Source organism: Jatrophihabitans sp. sgz311053 (genome assembly GCF_056135305.1).
In genome coordinates, this window is the sequence record NZ_JBWAXP010000002.1 from 550342 (window position 1) to 568180 (window position 17839).

The window sequence follows — 17839 nt, forward strand, 5'->3', positions numbered from 1 at the left end:
CCGGGTCACTCTGGGTTGCCCCCTGAATACGTATGTACCTAGGGTGACCGCCATGCAATACACGCCCGCTGTCCTCGACTCGCTCGCCGGCCGCTTCACCGTGGTCAAGGCCCCCGCCCGTACCGACCCGCCGTCGCAGCGCGACCCGCGCGTCATCAGCACCGTCTCGGAGATGCTGAGCACCATCCAGGCCGGTGGCCTGGACGCTGTGCGCAAGTACGCCGAGGCGCTCGACAACTTCACCGGCACCGAGCTGGAGCTCGACCCGGCCACCATCGCGGCCAGCGGCGACCTGCTGCCGGCCGACCTCCGCTCGGCCATCGAGCTGGGCGCCGAGCGGACCAAGGCCTTCGCCGAGGCCTCGCGTGCGCACCTCACCGGATTCGAGACCGAGCTCGTGCCGGGACTGGTGACCGGCACCCGCTACGTCCCCGTCCAGCGCGTCGGCGCGTACCTGCCCGCCGGCCGCTTCCCGCTCACCGCCAGTGCCTTCATGACGGTCAACGTGGCCAAGGTGGCCGGCGTCCCGACCGTGCTGGCCTGCACCCCGCCGCAGCCCGACGGCGGCCCCAATGCCGCGGTCCTCTACGCCGCCCACGTCTCCGGCGTGGACCGGGTCTTCCTGCTCGGCGGGGTCCAGGCCCTGGCGGCCATGGCCTTCGGCCTGCTCGGCGAGCAGCCGGTCGACATGATCGTCGGTGCCGGCAACGCCTACGTCGCCGAGGCCAAGCGCCAGCTCTTCGGGACGACGGCCATCGACCTGCTCGCCGGCCCCTCCGAGGTCGCCGTCATCGCCGACGAGAGCGCGGACCCGGTCCTGGTCGCCGCCGACCTGCTCGGCCAGGCCGAGCACGGCCCCGACTCGCCGGCTGCCCTGGTCACCACCAGCCCCGAGCTGGCCGAGGCGGTGGCCACCGAGGTCCGCCGCCAGCTCGAGGGGCTCTCGACCCGTGAGATCTGCGGACCCGCCTGGGAGAACTACGGGTCCATCACCGTCGCGCAGGATCGCGAGACCGCCGTCGCCCTCATGGACGACCTCGCCCCCGAGCACCTCGAGGTCCAGACCGGCGACGACGACTGGTACCACGACCACCTGCACAACTACGGGTCGCTCTTCCTCGGCACGTGGAGCACCGTCGCCTACTCGGACAAGGGCATGGCCGGCACCAACCACGTCCTGCCGACGGCCGGCGGCGCCAAGCACACGGCGGGGCTGTCGGTGTCGCGCTTCGTCAAGCCGCTGACCTACCAGCGCGTCAGCAAGGCGGCGACGCCGCTGCTGGCCGACGCCGTCGACGTCATCTCCGAGTCCGAGGGCATGTCCGCCCACCGCGCCACCGCGACCCTGCGCCTGGAGCGGCTGCGGGGCTGATCGCAGGATCCGGCGGCTCCCACGACGGCCGGCAGGCCGGGCCGCCGCCGAGCACCGATCCGTCACCGACCGACTCAGCGACCGACCCAGCGACGAAAGGCTGCAGATGCCCGAACCGACCTATCTCCTCGAGGCCAGAGGGATCGTCAAGAGCTACGGCCACGTCGAGGTGCTGCGGGAGACCGACTTCCACGTGGCGCCGGGCAAGGTGACATCGCTGATCGGTGACAACGGCGCGGGCAAGAGCACGCTGGTCAAGATCCTCTCGGGGGTGATGCCGCCACAGCGCGGCGAGATCCTGCTGCGGGGCGAGGCGATCAGCTTCGACTCGCCCACCCACGCCCGCGACTGCGGCATCGAGACCGTCTACCAGGACCTCGCCCTGGCGCCGGACCTCGGTCCGGCGGAGAACGCCTACATCGGACGGGAGCTGCTCAAGCCCGGCCTGCTGGGGCGACTCGGGGTGCTGGACAAGAAGCGGATGCGGCGCGAGGCCTTCGCGACCTTCACCTCGCTCGGCACCGATGTGAAGGACATGGACGCCACCGTCGCGGCGCTCTCGGGCGGTCAGCGGCAGAGCGTCGCCATCTGCCGCTCGGTGATGTGGGCCAAGGGGCTGGTCTTCATGGACGAGCCCACCGCCGCCCTCGGGGTGCGACAGACCCGTCGCGTCCTGGAGCTCATCCGCCGCGTCGCCGATCAGGGAGTCGCCGTCGTGCTCATCAGTCACAACATGCCGGAGGTCCTCGAGGTGTCGGACTCGATCCAGGTGCTGCGTCTCGGCCGCCGCGTCGCCGAGTTCGACAACACCGCCTCCGTCGACGACCTCGTCGGCGCGATGACCGGCTCGCTGGAGGTGGCGTCGTGAGCATGCTGGACAAGACTCGTCGCCGGACGTCCCGTCCCGGCCAGGCGCGACCGGACCTCGCCGGCGACCTCCCGGCCTCGCCGGACGTCATGGACGCCGTCACCGCCAGCGGGGTGACCCCGTGGCGCCGCATGGTGCGGCGCGGGGCCAACTCGTCGCCGGCCTACATGATGCTGGTGCTGTTCGCCCTCTTCGTGGTCTTCAGCATCATGAAGCCGGACACCTTCCCCACCACCGGCAACGTCCGCAACCTCGTGGTCGACACGTCGATCTTCCTGGTGATGGCCACCGGCATGACCTACGTGATGGTGGCGGCCGGCTTCGATCTCTCCATCGGATCGGTGCTCGTCTTCTCGGGCATCTGCGCGGTCAAGACCATGAGCTGGGTTGGCGGGCAGGGGTACGGGACCGTCCTCGCCGGCCTGCTCGCCGCGCTGGTGGGCGGCGTGGTGTGGGGGCTGTTCAACGGCTTCTGCGTCACGCGGTTGAAGGTGCCCGCCCTCATCACCACCCTCGGCACGCTGGGCGCTGCCCTGGGCGTGGCCAACCTGATCACGAACGGCAACGACATCCCGGTCTCGCAGAGCGCGATGATCGACCTGCAGATCAACTACTTCCTCGGCTTCCCCTGGATCGTCTGGGTCGCGCTCGTCGTCGTGGTCGTGGGCGGCTGGTTCCTGCGCTACACCCGCTTCGGCCGGCACACCTACATCATCGGCTCCAACGACGAGGCCGCCCGCCGTGCCGGTATCAACGTCAACCGACACCTCATGAAGCTCTACGCGATCAGCGGACTGCTCGCCGGCCTGGCGGGCATGATGTCGCTGGTCCGGTTCTCGACCACCACCATCGGCGGCCACAGCCAGGACGCGCTGACCGTCATCACCGGTGTCATCCTCGGCGGCACCAGCCTCTACGGCGGCTACGGCGCCGTCCTGGGCACCGTCATCGGCATCTTCATCCCCACCGTTCTACAGAGCGGCCTGGTGGCGACCGATGTCCAACCCTTCTGGCAGAACGTGGCCATCGGCTTCATCCTCATCGCCGCTGTCTACCTCGACCAGCTCAAGCGCCGGGCCCGCAACAAGGGCTGACCTCCTGACGCGCCGCGCTCGCACGATCCCCACCATCGCCTGCTCACTCTCACCACCCGGCTGTCTGGAAAGGACAACCATGAAGAACAAGCTCACCCTCACCGCGGTTGCCGTCGCGGCGGTTGCCAGCACGGCAGTGGCCGGCTGCAGCTCCGCCGGATCGGGCGACAGCAACGCCAGCGGCAAGGGCAAGGTCGGCAAGATCGTCTACATCCCGGGCCTCACCGGCAACCCGTTCTACAACACCGTCTCCTGCGGGGCGTCGAGCGAGGCCAAGAAGCTGGGCGTCGGCTACTCTTACCAGGGTTCGGCCACCTTCGACGTCGCCGAACAGACGAAGATCGTGAACTCGGTCGCGGCGAGCAAGCCCGGCGCCATCATGATCTCGATCACCGACCCGAAGGCCATGATCGCTCCGCTCACGGCCGCCAAGCGGCAGGGCATCAAGATCATCGCGATCGACGGTGACCTCACCGACAAGTCCGTGATGACGACGAACATCCAGTCCGACGGCGTGCAGGGCGGCGAGCTCGCCGGCGAGGCGCTGGCCAAGGCCGTGGGCTACAAGGGCTCCGTCCTCGCGATCGACAACGCCACCGGCTCGATCGTCTCCAAGGCGCGCACCGACGGCTTCAAGAAGGCCATCGCGAAGTACCCGAACATGAAGTTCCTCGGCATCCAGTACTCGAACAACGACGTGAGCAAGGCCGCCTCCATCACGTCGTCCGCGGCCACCAACAACTCCGACCTCGTGGGCATCTTCGGTGCCGAGACCAACAACACCCAGGGCGCGCTCACCGGTGTCCGGGAGTCGAACAAGAAGGGCAAGGTCAAGATCGTCGGCTACGACACCTCCGACCCGATCGTCGCCGCCCTGAAGGACGGCTCGCTCACCGGCACCGTGGTCCAGTACCCCCGCGGTGAGGGCGTCCTCGGGGTCCAGTCGGCCGTCAAGGCGATGAAGGGGGAGTCGGTCCCGCGCAACCAGCAGGCCGACGCCATCTTCGTGACGCCGCAGAATGTGGACTCCAGCAAGGCCAAGCAGTACATCTACGACGTCAACTGCTCGGGCTGATCCGGTCCGACCTCACCCGCGGGGCAGCCGTCCGGCGGACAGCGATTCCTCGATGGGTTCAGCAAGGGATTTAGCAATGACCAACGGTTCCACCCCGCAGGAGGCGGCGTCCGCGGACGCCGCCTCCCCGGCGGGCGCCGCCCCGCTCGCCGCCCCCTCCGGCGACGGCGCCCGCCACCCGTTGCAGGCGGCCACCCTCGGTGGCGTGGCCTCGCAGCGGCGCATGCCGACCGACTTCGCCATCGCCGTGCGTCCCGGCTCTGGCTCGCACACGCTGCGCTCGGACCGTGAGCGTGGCGAGCGGGTCCAGTCGCTGCGCGGCTTCGAGGACACCTACACCGACATCGTCGACTACATCGTCCGGATCACCCACCGGATCTGGGAGGACCAGGACGTCGGCTACATCTACGACACCTACTCGCCGGGGTGCTACGTCCACGACGACAGCGGCCCGAACTACGGCGTGGAGCGGGTGGTCGAAGGGACGATGGCGAGCATCCACGCCTTCCCCGACACCCGGTCCTGGGCCGACGAGATCATCTGGGCCGGCGACGACGAGCAGGGCTTCGTCACCTCGCACCGGTACGTGACGACCGGGCATCACCTCGGCGCCTGGCAGTGGGGCGCCCCCACCGGCCGCAAGGTCAATCTCTGGGGCATCGCGAACTGCGTCATCCGCGAGAACGAGATCTTCGAGGAGTGGGTGCTCTACAACATGACCTCGAAGTTCCTGCAGCTCGGCATCGACGTCGCCTGGGCCGCCCGCCGGTACGGCAACGAGCTGAACGCCAGCCGGGCCGACCGGCACCAGGCGGAGGTTCAGCGGCTGCTCGGCGGCCGGCAACCGGAGTACTACCCGGCCCCCTCGGGTACGGACTTCGACGTCGAGCACTTCGTGCGGGCGCTGTTCCACGACCTCTACAACCGCCGCGACCTCTCGACGGTGGACCGCGCCTACGACCCGACCGTCCGCTGGAAGGCCACCTCCAACCGTCTCGGCCACGGCCGGCAGGACGTCAAGGCCATGGCCAGGGCGCTCATGGCGACCTTCCCGGACCTCGGCATGCAGGTCGACGAGGTCTACTGGATGGGCAACGAGGCGGAGGGCTTCCGGGTCTCCGTCCGCTGGCGCGCGCAGGGCACCCACCGCGGCTACGCCCTCTACGGCGCCCCCACCGGCCGCCGGGTGCAGCTGTGGGGCATCGACCAGCTCTACATCCGCAACGGCGTGATCACCGAGGACTGGATGTGCTTCAACGAGTTCGACGTGATGGCGCAGATCCTCGCCGACGAGCCCACCCTAATGCTGCCCTGATCGGCGGCGGACGGACGGGATGAGACGGGCGGGGTGAGGCAGTGACCGAGAACGGCAGCGCCCGTGTCGTCTGCTGCCAGCTGTCGCCGCGGGTGGCGGACCTGGCGGGCAACGTGGCGATGGTCGACGCGGCCGTTGCGGCGTCCCGGCAGCGGGGTGCGGACGTCATCGTGCTGCCCGAGCTGGTGACCAGCGGCTACGTCTTCGAGTCGGTGGCCGAGGCCCGGGCCGCGACCCTGACCCGCGAGGATCCGCTCTTCGCGCGGTGGGCCGAGATCGCCGGCGAGGCCCTGCTCGTGCTCGGCTTCGCCGAGCTGGGCGGCGACGGACAGCTCTACAACTCCGCCGTACTGCTGGGCGCCGGCCCGGAGCCGGTCTTCTACCGCAAGACCCATCTCTGGAACACCGAGAAGCTCTTCTTCACGCCGGGCGACGAAGCGCCCCCGGTGGTCGGCACCCGGGTCGGCCGGCTGGCGGTGATGATCTGCTACGACGTGGAGTTTCCCGAGCTGACCCGCTCGGTGGCGCTGCGCGGGGCCGAGCTGGTGGCGGTCCCGGCGAACTGGCCGCTGGTCGAGCGGCCTGCCGGACTGCCGGCTCCCGAGGTCGTCATCGCCATGGCGGCGGCCAGGGTCAACCGGATGGCCATCGCCTGCTGCGACCGGGCGGGGGAGGAGCGCGGCGTCCGCTGGAACGAGGACAGCACCGTGATCGGCATCGAGGGTTGGCCGGTCGCCACGTCCGACGCCTCGGGCTTCGTGGTGGCCGACCTCGACCTGCGGCCGGCCGGCGACAAGCGGATCTCGCCACGCAACGACCTGCTCGCCGACCGACGCCCGTCGGTCTACGGCGAGGGCTCCCCGTCCTCGTGAGGCTGCGCGTGAAGAGCGTCGGACCTCGGTAGTGTCCCGACCGGACACGGGAGGCTTGATGGCGGTCACCAGCCACGACGTCGCGCGACTGGCCGGCGTCTCGCAGCCGACGGTGTCGCGGGCGCTGCGCGGGGACCCTCGGGTGGCCGCGGCCACCACGCAGCGGGTGCAGGCCGCGGCGGCGGAGCTGGGCTACGTGGCCAGCGAGCTGGGCCGCAGCCTCTCCACCCGCTCGACCCGTCAGATCGCCATGGTGGCCGACCTGCGCAACGCGCTCTACCCGGCGCTGGTGGAGCCGCTGCACGACGCCTTCGCCGCGCACGGGTACCGAATGGTGCTGCTCGCCGAACGGGGCGACGACCGGGCCACCTACGAGCGGCTGCTGGATCGCTCCGTGGACGGCGTGGTGCTCACCACCTCGTCGCTGCGCTCGACGCTGTCGAAGTCACTGCTCGAACGCGAGGTCCCGTTCGTCGAGCTGAACCGCCTCTCCGGACGGCGTGGCGCCCCCGGCGTGACGGCGGACAACCGCGCCGGCGGCGCCGCCGTCGCGGAGCTCTTCCTCGAGCTCGGGCACCGTCGGGTGGCGGCGGTGATGGGCAGCCCGCAGGCGAGCACCAGTCGCGACCGCGAGGCCGGGTTCCGCGCCGCCCTCGCCGCCGCGGACGTGGACCTGCCGGCCGGGCGCGTCGCCCACGGCGGCTTCGGGCACGAGGACGGCGAACGTGGCATGGCCGAGGTGATGACCGGCCGGCACCGTCCCACCGCCGTCTTCTGCGTCGGCGACACGGCGGCCGTCGGGGCGCTGAACCAGGCCCGACGGCTGGGGCTGCGCGTCCCCGAGGACGTCTCGATCGTCGGCTTCGACGACCTGCCGATCGCGGGCTGGCCGGTCTTCCGGCTCACCACGGTGCGGGTGTCGCTCGCCGAGATGGCCGCCGCCGCGGCGCAGCGGTTGGTGACCCTGCTCGGCGGCGCGACGACCGCCGAGCCGGCGCCGGTGGTCCGGACGTTCCCGGTCGAGCTCGTCGCGCGGGAGACCCACAGCGCTCGCTGACGCCTCGCGTCCCGGCGACGATGTCGTCGGCTGCGGCGAGTGGCGGCGGCGCTTGACGGCGAAGAATGCATACGTATAAATTCCGCGGCATGGTCACCTACCTCAAGCGCGCCGTCCCGGCCGACACCCTCACCGGCGGGCGGGCCGAGGTCGCCGCCACGGTCCGCGACGTCCTCGACGACGTCCGGCAGCGCGGCGACGACGCCGTCCGGCAGTACTCCGAGAAGTTCGACGGCTGGAGCCCGGAGTCGTTCCGGCTCAGCGCCGAGCAGATCGAGGAGATCGTCGACGGCGTCCCGCAGCAGGTGAAGGACGACATCGCCTTCGTGCAGGCGCAGGTGCGTCGCTTCGCCGAGGCGCAGCGGGCCTCGCTCACCGACTTCGAGGTCGAGACGCTGCCCGGCGTCCACCTGGGTCAGAAGAACGTCCCCATCTCGGCGATCGGTGCCTACGTGCCCGGCGGTCGTTACCCGCTGACCGCCTCGGCCCACATGACGATCGTGACCGCCAAGGTCGCCGGCGTCCCCCGCGTCGCGGCCTGCACCCCGCCGATCCGCGGGCAGATCCCGGCCGCGACCGTGGCCGCGATGTCCATGGCCGGCGCCGACGAGATCTACCTGCTCGGCGGTGTCCAGGCCATGGCCGCGCTCGCCCTCGGCACGGAGACCATCGGCCGCGTCGACCTCATCGCCGGACCGGGCAACGCCTACGTCGCCGAGGCCAAGCGTCAGCTCTTCGGACAGGTCGGCATCGATCTCTTCGCCGGCCCCACCGAGATCCTCGTCGTCGCCGACGATCAGGCCGATCCCTTCGTCGTGGCAGTCGACCTGCTGAGCCAGGCCGAGCACGGTCCGGACTCGCCGGCGGTCCTCGTCACCACGAGCGAGCGGGTGGCCCGGGAGGCTATGGCCCACATCGAGACGATCCTCGTCGACATGCCGACGCGCGACTACGCCGCACCCGCCTGGCGCGACCACGGTCAGGTGCTCGTCGTCGACTCGATCGAGGAGGCCTTCGCCGTCGCCGACAGCTTTGCCTCCGAGCACGTCGAGATCCTCACCGAGGAGCCGCGGCGCGCGCTGGCGGAGATGCGCGAGTACGGCGCGCTCTTCCTCGGCGAGGGGACCTGCGTCTCCTACGGCGACAAGGTGATCGGCACCAACCACGTGCTGCCGACGCGGGGCAGTGCGCGCTTCACCGGCGGGCTGTGGGTGGGCAAGTACCTCAAGACCGTCACCTACCAGGAGGTCACGGACCCCGCGTCGAGCGCGATGCTCGGCGAGCTCTGTGGCCGTGCCTCCCGGGTGGAGCTCTTCGAGGGCCACGCGCGCTCCGGTGACGTCCGCGCCGCGAAGTACGGCGGCGCGCCGCTGCCCTGGAGCGAGCACACCTTCGCCGGTGCCTGAGTCCGTTCGGCCCGCCCGCCGGACCGCCCTGGTCACCGGGGCGGGTTCCGGTCTGGGACGCGCCATCGCCGTCGCGCTCGCCGGTGCCGGTCACCGCGTCATCGCCTGCGGACGTCGGCGGGAGGCACTGCTCGGCACCGCGGAGCTGGTCGGGGCCGACTGCCGGGTCGCCACCGTGGACGTCGCCGACGCGGCCTCGGTGGTCGCGCTGGCCGACGCTCTGGCCGACGAAGAGATCTCCGTCCTCGTCAACAACGCCGGGGTGCCGGGTCCGGTCCGCCCGCTGATCGAGATCGAGCCGGACGAGTGGGACGACGTCTTCGCCGTCAATGTCCGCGGCATGTACCTGATGTGCCGGGCGTTCCTGCCGGCCATGATCGAGCGCGGTACCGGTGACGTGATCAACCTGGCCTCGGTGAGCGGCAAGCGACCGCTGGCCATGCGCACGCCCTACACCGCCTCCAAGCTGGCCGTCATCGGGCTCAGCACCACCCTGGGCGCGGAGGTCGGGCCCGCGGGCGTGCGGGTCAACACGCTCTCGCCCGGTCCGGTGCGGGGCGAGCGGATGACGCGCAACTTCCGGCTGGAGTCCGAGCGTCTGGGCATCACGCCGGCCGAGGCGGAGGCCGCCTTCGCCGGCCGGGCCACGCTGGGTCGCCTCGTCGAGGAGGAGGAGGTCGGCGCGGCGGTCGTGGCCATGCTCGCCATGACGGGCCTGCACTGTGCCGACATCGATCTCTCCGCCGGCATGGTTGCGCGCTGACGCGGTGGCGGGGGAGGGTCACGGCGTGAGCGCGATGCCATCGATGCTGCCGTTGCCGGCCCCGCCGCAGGCCGCTCGCGCCACGGTCGAGGGTGACACCACCGGCGTGGCGGACAAGGCTGCAGACGAGGCTGCGGACGAAGCTCTGGACGATGGCTCGCGGGGCGCCGCTCCCAGCGCTGCTGCTGTCGTGCCCGATCTGGGTCGCGGACTCGGCGTCGGTGTCGGTGTCGGTGTCGGTGGCGGTGTCGGTGGCGGAGTCGCGGTCGGTGTCGCGGGGCGGGTCCCGGTGGTGCTCCTGGCCGGCATGCTCGGCGACGAGACGGTGTGGGACGCCGTCGCCGCGTGTCTCGACGGGCTCCTGCCGTGGCCGGTGCGGATCGACCTCGACGACTCGGTGCCCGAACTCGCGGCCTCGGTGCTCGCCGCAGCCCCCGAGCGCTTCCTGCTCGCCGGGCACTCGCTCGGTGGCATCGTGGCGCTGGAGATCGTGCGGCAGCAACCGCACCGCGTCGCCGGCCTGGCACTCGTCGCGGCCAGCGCGCGCGGACCCGTCGCGGCTCAGCACGAGGCCTGGGCCGCCTGGCGGCGCCGCACGGTCGCCGGGGAATTCGCCGCGGTGGCGGCCGAACTAGCGCGCGTCACCCTCGGCCCCGCTGCCCGTACCGACCCCGAGCTGGTCGAGGCGAACGAACGGATGGCATCGCGCGTCGGGCCGGCCGGCTTCCTCCGGCAGCTCGCCGCCCAGGGCACTCGTCCGGACAGCCGCGACAGCCTGGCGTTCCTCGACATGCCGGTGAGAGTGCTCTCCGGAGAGCAGGACGAGATCTGCCCGCCGGAACTGCAGGCCGAGATCGCGGAGCTTTCCCCGGAAGCCGAGTTGGTCACGCTGCCGGGCGGGCACATGCTTCCCCTGGAGTGCCCCGACGAGGTCGCGGGCTGCCTCCGGGATCTCGCGGCGGCGCTGAGGTCGAATCGTCGGTCTGCTCCGTAATCGGCCGGTCGGCCGGTGGGCAACCCACCCGAAAAGCGACCCCGTGTTCTGCACCCGAATACGGGTGCAGAACACGGGGTTCGCGGGAGGCTCAGTGCCGGGTGCCGAAGGTCGGCTGCCGGCTGCGGCAGGTCGCTCTCCGAGTTCGTTCGACCTGCTGTCCGTGGTCCGGCAGTCCGTGGTCCGGCAGTCGGTCACGTGTGCAGCAGGCTCAATAACCGGTTGCCGCGCGGGCTTCGCTCGTCTCGCCGCGGGCGAGGGCAACGCGTTCAGCTACCGCGGCGCGGATGATGCCGATGTCGTTGCCCGGCGTGACGAGCTGGTACCCGGCGGCTACCCGCGCGGCCGCGACCTCTCCGTCGGCGCAGAAGATGCCGGCGTAGCGCCCGGCCGACCGGGCGGCGGCAGCGATGTGGCTGATCGCGGCGGTGGTACGGAGGCCCGGCTGGCCGGGGAGCTCGCCGAGTGAGAGCGCCAGGTCGTTGGGGCCGACGTAAACGCCGTCCAGTCCGGGCGTGGCCAGGATCGCCTCCAGTGCCTCGAGGCCGGCGGCCGATTCGATCATGGCCCAGGTCAGCACAGTGTCGTCGGCATGCTCGGCGTAGTCGGGCCCGCCGTAGAGCAGGCCACGGGCCGGGCCGAAGCTGCGGCCGCCCGCGGGCGGGTAGCGGCACGCCGCGACGAAGGCAGCCGCTTGCTCGGCGGAGTCGACCGCCGGACAGATGATGCCGTACGCCCCGGCGTCGAGAAGCTTGCCGATGACCGCCGGGTCCGACGACGGGCATCGCGCCAGCGGGGTGGCCGGGCCCGACCCGACGGCCTGCAGCAGCGTGACGGCCTCGCCCAGGCCGAACATGCCGTGCTGCAGGTCGACGGTGACGGCGTCGTAGCCGGCGTGGGACAGCACCTCGGCCAGATAGGGGCTTCCCACCGACAGCCAGCCTGTGACGGCGGGCGCGCCGGATCGCAGCCGGTCCCGCAGGGTGTTCGGACGCATCGGGCGCTCCGCTCGTGGTTGACATCGCGTTCGGCTGCCCCGACTATACATACGTATTCAGAGGGGCCACGCGAGCGTCGTCCCGACCCTGACCCGAAGGAACCCTCACCATGACTGCCGTCACGGCCGGCGACGTCGTCGTCACCGCCGAGGAACTCGTCCACCGCACGATCCTGCGTCGCGACCTGAAGGAGGACCGCGCCGCCTTCCTCGACACCCGCATCCCGGGTTCGGACCGCAAGGTCAACTACCCCCTCATCGGCCCGGGGGTGTCGGAGAATGCCGACCAGGTCGTCCCGGTCACCGAGCCGCACGGCTTCAACCTCGGTGGTGCCGTGATGCCGGCGGGAGTGGTGAACAACCTGCACCTGCACTTCACCGCCGAGGTCTTTGTCTGCTTCGCCGGCCAGTGGCGCTTCCGGTGGGGAGTGGACGGGCGTGACGGTGAGGCGATCGTCGGCGAGGGCGACGTCATCTCCATCCCGACGTGGATCTTCCGTGGCTTCACCAGTCTCACCGACGATGCCTGGCTCTACACCGCGCTCGGCCGGGACGTCAGCGGTGGGCTGATCTGGGCGCCGTCGGTGATCGAGAAGGCAGCGGCCACGGGGATGTTCCAGACCGTCGGCGGCGGCATCGTGCAGACCGCCCCCGGCGAGGTCCCCGAGGGCGTCGAGCTGGTTGCGCCGCTGAACCCCGATCAGCTCGCGCAGCTGCCGGTGGTGTCGGTCGAGCAGATGCGCGAGCGGCTGGCCACGCCCGCGGACCTGGACTGGAGCGACGCGCCGTTCCTGGACTCCGCGCTGCCCGGCGCAGGTGCGCAGCTGGCCTGCGTCGTGGGTTACGGCATGACCGAGGACCGCACCCAGCGGCCCCGCCTCAGCGACCCGCACGGCCTGGCGCTGGCGTGGCTGCGCGCCGACCCCGGCCACGGCGTCGGGCTGCACCGCATGGCCGAGGCGGAGGTCCTGATCGTCAAGCAGGGACGGCTGCGGGTGACGTTGAACCGGCACGAGCCCGTCGCGGTGGAGCTCGGCCCCTACGACACCCTGTCGGTGCCGCGGGGGGCGTGGCGGCGCTTCGACAGCGTCGGTGACGAGACGGCTCAGTGGGTTGCGATCACCGAGGGCGACGGCCGGGTGTATCTGGATTGGGACGAGTCGGTGGTCGAGGGGGCGCTGGCCAAGGACATCGCCCGCGACGCGAACGGCTACCTGGCGCCGGCGAGCATGCTCAACCGCTGACCGGACTCCGCCGCAGGCCCGGACGACGACGGCCGGCCCTCCTGAGCGGAGGGCCGGCCGTCGTGGCGTCTGGTGCCTACTCCAGTTCCGACGAGCTCTTGTTCAGCAGCCGCACTGGTTGGGTGGGACACCGGCACAAATCGAGATGTCCGATTTGTGCACTTGTGACGAAGACGGACACCGACCCGGGCCCTTTGGATGGGGGCATCACCCGCCCATCCAGGAGGAACCAATGATCACCGCGAGACGCATTCTCATCACCGGGGCGGTGCTGGCCACCATCGTGACGACGGCACCGGCCGTCGCCGCGCAGGCCGACGTCGCGAGTGGCACCGGGCTGATCACGAACGGGGTCCCGTACACGGACATCCCGGGCCGCGACGTCTACTGCACCATCGGCGCGGTCGGTACGGACGCCGCGGGTAACAAGGTGGCGATCAGCGCCGCGCACTGCATCTCGCACATGGCCGACGGCGACACGCTCTACCGCTGGTTGCCGAACGGCGGTAAGGGCAGCGCGATCGGCACCATCGCCAGCCGCGGCTGGTACGGCCAGCTCGACGGCGCGCGTGACTGGGTCGTCATCAAGCTCAACCCCGACGCCGTGCTGTCCAGCAACGGCCCCGGTGCCCGCATCACCAGTATCGACACCGAGGGCGTGCGCACCGTGAGCGACGTGGTGTGCAAGGACGGCCGCAAGTCCGGTGTCACCTGCGGCGCCGTCCTGGCGCAGGACAGCAACTACATCTTCAATGCGGCCTACATCGGCTCCGGCGACTCGGGCGGCCCGGCCTTCACCCGCAACACCGCGTGGGTGGGCATCAACTTTGGCGTCCAGTTCCCGCCCGGCACCCGGTACCTGCGCGCGGGCAAGATCCTTGCCGACATCGATGCCGGGTCGAGCCCCGTCGGCAAGGGCTTTCAGATCACCAACACGCCATGACCGGCCCGCGCTGCGCTCCCGCGCGGGGACGGGCGCGCAGCGCGGTTCGCCGGCGGTCAGCTGGTGATCAGCGCGAACCACGGATCAGTTGCCAAGGCGTCGACCACCGGCTGCGGCAACAGCGAACGGGCGGCCCCCACGGCGTTGTGGAAGGTGCTCGCCCCGGCGGTCCGCCCGAGCAGGTTCTGGATCTGCCACGGCGTCCCGAGTCCCGGGATGGGCAGCGGAGCGCCGTAGGCGATGATCGGGTTCTGCGGGTAGAGGTCCAGCCCGTTGCCCCGGGCGACGGCCGCGACCGGGTCGATGTAGTAGCCGTGCGCGCGCCCCACCGCGTACCCGGCGATGCCGTTGGCGAAGGCCGCCGCGTTGGTAATGACATTCGTCGAGTTGCAGATGCCGTCGTTCTCGTTGCACACCTCCCGGACGGCGATGTCGCCGAAGTCGTTCGGTCCCTGCATGGTGACGCCCGCAAGCAGCGTCGGCAGGTTCGTCTCGATGCCGCCCGCCACGCCGCCGCGGCCACCGTTACCGAACGGCCGCCGGGGGTCGCCGTACAAGGCCCCCTTGATCAGGTCGTGCCGGATGTAGCCGGAGTGCGCGAGCGCATTGAGTTCGTTGCCGGCCACGACGGCACCTTCAGAGAAACCGGTGACGATGATGCGACTACCCGGGCAGCGGTCGTGATACGTGTGGATGGCGGCGCTGAGCGCGCGCTGCCCGGCCGCAGTGGCCTCGTCCAACCCGGGCATCACGCCGGGGATCGGGACCACGCCGTCCTGATAGGGGACGGGCACCGCGGCGTAGCCGGCAGGGACGCGCCGGTTGAACGGGTCCGGTCCGCCGTTGAAGGTGGCCAGGCTCTGGCCGACGAGGAACCCGTCGGTCTCGAAGATCGGGACAACGGTGCATGGCACCGCGTCGGCAGTGGCAGCCCCTGCCGACGGTGCGGTTGCGACGAGCACGCCGCAGCTGAGGGCGGCCACGCCGGCTGCGGCACATGCGGCGGCGGTCGCGCGCCGACGCCAGCGGGTCAGGACAGTGGACATGGAGGGACCTTTCGTGTCGGGGCAAGAAACGCCGAACACGACCAGGCGACGGCGTTGTCATGATTCGAGCAGAGAGCGCGATAAGTCCGATACATCCGGACGCGGCGCAGTTGCGCCGTGACGCAGACGCGCAGGTGCCCGTGACGGCCGACCCCGCCGATCAGCTACAGGCCCTCACGTACCTCGAGGCGGCCGCCCGCTCGCTGCGGCGGGCGTATCGGGACTCCGGGCCGTCCGCGGTGTCCGCTCCCGCGGCACAGGCCGGCCGCGTCCTCACCGACCCGGCCGAGATCGACCGGGAGTGGCTGGCGCTGCATCGCGACGCCCGTCACGAGCTGTCGGCGCTCGGCGGGCCACCTCGCCCGGACGTCGCCCCCGTCCCGCGATCCGTGCACGAGGCACGGGCCACGGTGGTCGCCGAGCGGGCCGCGGCGGGTGTGCGGTTCCGTACCGTCCGTGCGGTCGTCGACATGACCGGCGACGCCGACGTCCCGCCACCGGGTGACGGCGACGACCTGCGCACGCTGGCCGTACTGCCCCTGGCGCTGACGGTGGCCGACCGCCGGTCGGCGATGGTGTCGGTGCGCACCGCCGGCGACGCCGCCGGGGTGCTCGTCCTCGACTCCGCGGCACCCGATTCCGCGGGGATGTGCGACGCGCTCGCGCATCTCGCGGAGCTGGTGTGGTCGCTGGCCGTACCGGTCCGACCGGGGGACGGGGCCGACCCGTTGGACCGGGTCGAACGGGGCATCGTCTCGCTGATGGCCGTCGGCGCCACCGAGGACGTGGTTGCGCGGCGACTGGGCATCTCCCGGCGCACCGTGGTGCGCCGTGTCGCCGAGCTCAACGCGCGCCTCGGCACGAACAGTCGCTTCCAGGCGGGAGTGCAGGCCGCTCGCCGCGGCTGGTTGTGACTTCACGGGCTCGAGCGGGCCGGCCTAGGGCGTGTCTGACAATCCCGTGCTCTGCTGCGCGACGCCCGGGCACGCACGCTGCCGCGTTGTCGTCGTCGGCCGTAGCAGGCTACGACCGTCCTCCTCCGCCTTGCATCGCGCGCACCCGACCGCCGCTCGCGACGAGCGAGAATTGTCAGACACGCCCTAGCTCGGGAACAGGGACACGTCGTCGAGTTGCAGCCAGATGTCGCCGTGGTCGGTCCACACGCCGCCGTAGACGACGACGGTGCCGGCCGTGCCGACGGGGATGTCCACGTCGAGACGGTGGTACCCGTCGAGACGGGTGAAGTGAGTCTCGCCGAGGACCCGTCCGTCGGTCGTCCGAACCCCGAAGTACCCGTTGTCGCTGGTGGACGAGGTGCGCAGCCAGCCGCGGAGGTGATAGCTCCGCCCCGGGGTGACCTGGACGGTGCGATGAATATCGTTCCAGCCGGCACTGTTGCGCACCCAGCCGTTGGACGTCCCGCTGTGCTGGTTGCCCCGGTCGGCGTCGACGCCGCACGTGCCGCTGCAGCTCCAGCCGCCGGCCGCCGACTCGAAGCCGCCGTTGTGCACCGCATTCTGGGTGTCTGTGCTGCTGCCGGTCCCGGTGCCACCGGTCAGTGATGCGTGCAGGATGAACGAGTTGTACGAACGCCACTGCGACATGCCGAAGTACAGGTCGGCGCCGTCGGCCCAGGGGTGCAGGAATCCGCCGTACATCGAGCTGTACTCCGGCGAGCGCTGCACGACGGTCTCCGCGCTCCAGGGGCCTTCCGGAGACACCGCCTGACGCAGCACCAGCGCATCGATGTCGGGGTCGATGTAGGACATCAGGTACCGCCCCAGGTAGCGGTTCCACTGCAGGGACAGCTCCGCGACGGTGCCCGGCACCACGACCGCCGCGGCGGCTGGGTCGGGCTGCCAGGTGCTGCCGTCCCAGTAGCGGTACGCGGACTTGTCCAGCAGCTGGGTCTCCGGCACCCGGGCGGCGCGGGCCGGGCCGAAGCGGCCGTTGCCGGTGGCGAGCAGGTAGACGAACCCGTTGCGCCGGACGAGACCGGCCTGCTGGAACCCGGCGTCCCCGCCGGTGTTCGGCCACTGGACGCCGGACTTCACCCACGTCGTGCCGTCGTCGTCGCTGTAGGCGAGACCGCCGTGGTTCGTCGTCCACTGGCCACCGTTCGGGCCCCACTGCCGCACCGACATGTAGGTCAGGTACTGGCGGGAGCCGACGCTGACACCCGAGGTGGGGATGACCGTCATCTCGGTGCCGGAGATCTTCCTGCTGGCCAACAGCTCCTTCGCGTGGCCGTCCCGGTCGGTGACGACCCGGTCGAAGCTCATCCCGTCGGCCAGGCTGTGGTCGGAGCTGACGGCGAGCACGTTGCTGCGCCAGTCGCCGCCCTCCGGGCCACCGCCCGCCGACCGGTCCGGAGGGGTGAACGGTGCTCCGAAGGTGTCCCCGTACGCGACGAGGACGTGGCCGGCGCCGTCGTCCCAGGCGATGCCGAGATCCGTGCCGGCGATGTCGCCCGTGCGGTCCGTGTCGTTGATCGAGCCGCGCCCGGTCTCGTACGCGACGAAGTCGGACGGTCCGGCGAGTGCGGGGCCGGCGTCGAGGGCCGCGGCCGCCGCCGGGACTAGCGGAGCGGGGGCGAGCAACGCCGCCGCGCAGAGCAGGACGGCTGCAACGCGGCAGGACGGAGCAGGACGCAACAACGATGCCTCCACGGCGACGACGGGCGGACGTGCCCCGGAGTGGTTTACGTGCAGATTGCATCACTTGTCCGGGCCGGCCGGAACGATGCGCGGTGGCGCACTCGCGCCAATCCGCCGCTGGCGCACACGCGCCCCT

Annotated in this window: 16 protein-coding genes; 13 read left to right on the plus strand and 3 right to left on the minus strand. The window is 71.2% G+C overall.

The genetic code is table 11. The annotated features are described in order from the left end of the window. Positions 1-52 precede the first annotated feature (52 nt). The 10 genes from hisD (AC0NZQ_RS11525) (at position 53) to AC0NZQ_RS11570 (ending at position 10816) form a co-directional block, all read left to right on the plus strand. Positions 53-1372: a histidinol dehydrogenase gene (hisD, locus tag AC0NZQ_RS11525; RefSeq protein ID WP_474529971.1), complete on the plus strand. Its 1320-nt coding sequence runs from the start codon at positions 53-55 to the stop codon at positions 1370-1372. A 106-nt stretch (positions 1373-1478) separates the two neighbouring features. Then, positions 1479-2240, plus strand: coding sequence for an ATP-binding cassette domain-containing protein (locus AC0NZQ_RS11530; protein WP_474529973.1), 762 nt, complete (start codon positions 1479-1481; stop codon positions 2238-2240). 2 nt (positions 2241-2242) lie between these two features. Next, positions 2243-3334, plus strand: coding sequence for an ABC transporter permease (locus AC0NZQ_RS11535; protein WP_474531378.1), 1092 nt, complete (start codon positions 2243-2245; stop codon positions 3332-3334). A 79-nt stretch (positions 3335-3413) separates the two neighbouring features. Beyond that, on the plus strand, positions 3414-4409 hold the full coding sequence (locus AC0NZQ_RS11540; RefSeq protein ID WP_474529974.1) for an ABC transporter substrate-binding protein: 996 nt from the start codon (positions 3414-3416) through the stop codon (positions 4407-4409). A 76-nt stretch (positions 4410-4485) separates the two neighbouring features. Next, positions 4486-5724 (plus strand): ester cyclase, encoded by a 1239-nt coding sequence (locus AC0NZQ_RS11545; RefSeq protein WP_474529975.1) that lies wholly within the window; start codon positions 4486-4488, stop codon positions 5722-5724. Between the two features lie 41 nt (positions 5725-5765). Next, a complete protein-coding gene (locus AC0NZQ_RS11550) occupies positions 5766-6596 on the plus strand; it encodes a nitrilase-related carbon-nitrogen hydrolase (protein ID WP_474529976.1) in 831 nt (276 codons plus the stop codon). 58 nt (positions 6597-6654) lie between these two features. After that, complete coding sequence (locus tag AC0NZQ_RS11555; protein ID WP_474529977.1) at positions 6655-7653, plus strand: LacI family DNA-binding transcriptional regulator; 999 nt, start codon at positions 6655-6657, stop codon at positions 7651-7653. Between the two features lie 89 nt (positions 7654-7742). Further along, complete coding sequence (hisD, locus tag AC0NZQ_RS11560) at positions 7743-9059, plus strand: histidinol dehydrogenase (RefSeq protein ID WP_474529978.1); 1317 nt, start codon at positions 7743-7745, stop codon at positions 9057-9059. Then, entirely contained in the window at positions 9052-9822 is a 771-nt protein-coding gene (locus AC0NZQ_RS11565) for an SDR family NAD(P)-dependent oxidoreductase (protein ID WP_474529979.1), read from the plus strand. The genes hisD (AC0NZQ_RS11560) and AC0NZQ_RS11565 overlap by 8 nt, the downstream gene beginning before the upstream one ends. Positions 9823-9856: 34 nt before the next feature. Further along, positions 9857-10816, plus strand: coding sequence for an alpha/beta fold hydrolase (locus AC0NZQ_RS11570; protein WP_474531379.1), 960 nt, complete (start codon positions 9857-9859; stop codon positions 10814-10816). 211 nt (positions 10817-11027) lie between these two features. Here AC0NZQ_RS11570 and AC0NZQ_RS11575 read toward each other — a convergent pair whose 3' ends face one another. Then, positions 11028-11813, minus strand: a complete 786-nt coding sequence (locus AC0NZQ_RS11575; RefSeq protein ID WP_474529980.1) for an HpcH/HpaI aldolase family protein — start codon at positions 11811-11813, stop codon at positions 11028-11030. Between the two features lie 110 nt (positions 11814-11923). Between AC0NZQ_RS11575 and AC0NZQ_RS11580 the strand changes: the two genes are divergently transcribed. Continuing rightward, complete coding sequence (locus tag AC0NZQ_RS11580; protein ID WP_474529981.1) at positions 11924-13057, plus strand: cupin domain-containing protein; 1134 nt, start codon at positions 11924-11926, stop codon at positions 13055-13057. Between the two features lie 232 nt (positions 13058-13289). Then, positions 13290-14000 carry a chymotrypsin family serine protease gene (locus tag AC0NZQ_RS11585; protein ID WP_474529983.1) on the plus strand — a complete coding sequence of 237 codons (711 nt, stop codon included), beginning with the start codon at positions 13290-13292 and terminating at the stop codon, positions 13998-14000. A 56-nt stretch (positions 14001-14056) separates the two neighbouring features. Here AC0NZQ_RS11585 and AC0NZQ_RS11590 read toward each other — a convergent pair whose 3' ends face one another. Beyond that, a complete protein-coding gene (locus tag AC0NZQ_RS11590; protein ID WP_474529984.1) occupies positions 14057-15046 on the minus strand; it encodes a PE-PPE domain-containing protein in 990 nt (329 codons plus the stop codon). Positions 15047-15186: 140 nt separating this feature from the next. Here AC0NZQ_RS11590 and AC0NZQ_RS11595 point away from each other — a divergent pair, with 140 nt between their 5' ends. Continuing rightward, positions 15187-15960 (plus strand): helix-turn-helix transcriptional regulator, encoded by a 774-nt coding sequence (locus AC0NZQ_RS11595; protein WP_474529985.1) that lies wholly within the window; start codon positions 15187-15189, stop codon positions 15958-15960. A gap of 186 nt (positions 15961-16146) precedes the next feature. Here AC0NZQ_RS11595 and AC0NZQ_RS11600 read toward each other — a convergent pair whose 3' ends face one another. Further along, complete coding sequence (locus AC0NZQ_RS11600) at positions 16147-17703, minus strand: DUF4185 domain-containing protein (RefSeq protein WP_474529986.1); 1557 nt, start codon at positions 17701-17703, stop codon at positions 16147-16149. Positions 17704-17839 lie beyond the last annotated feature (136 nt).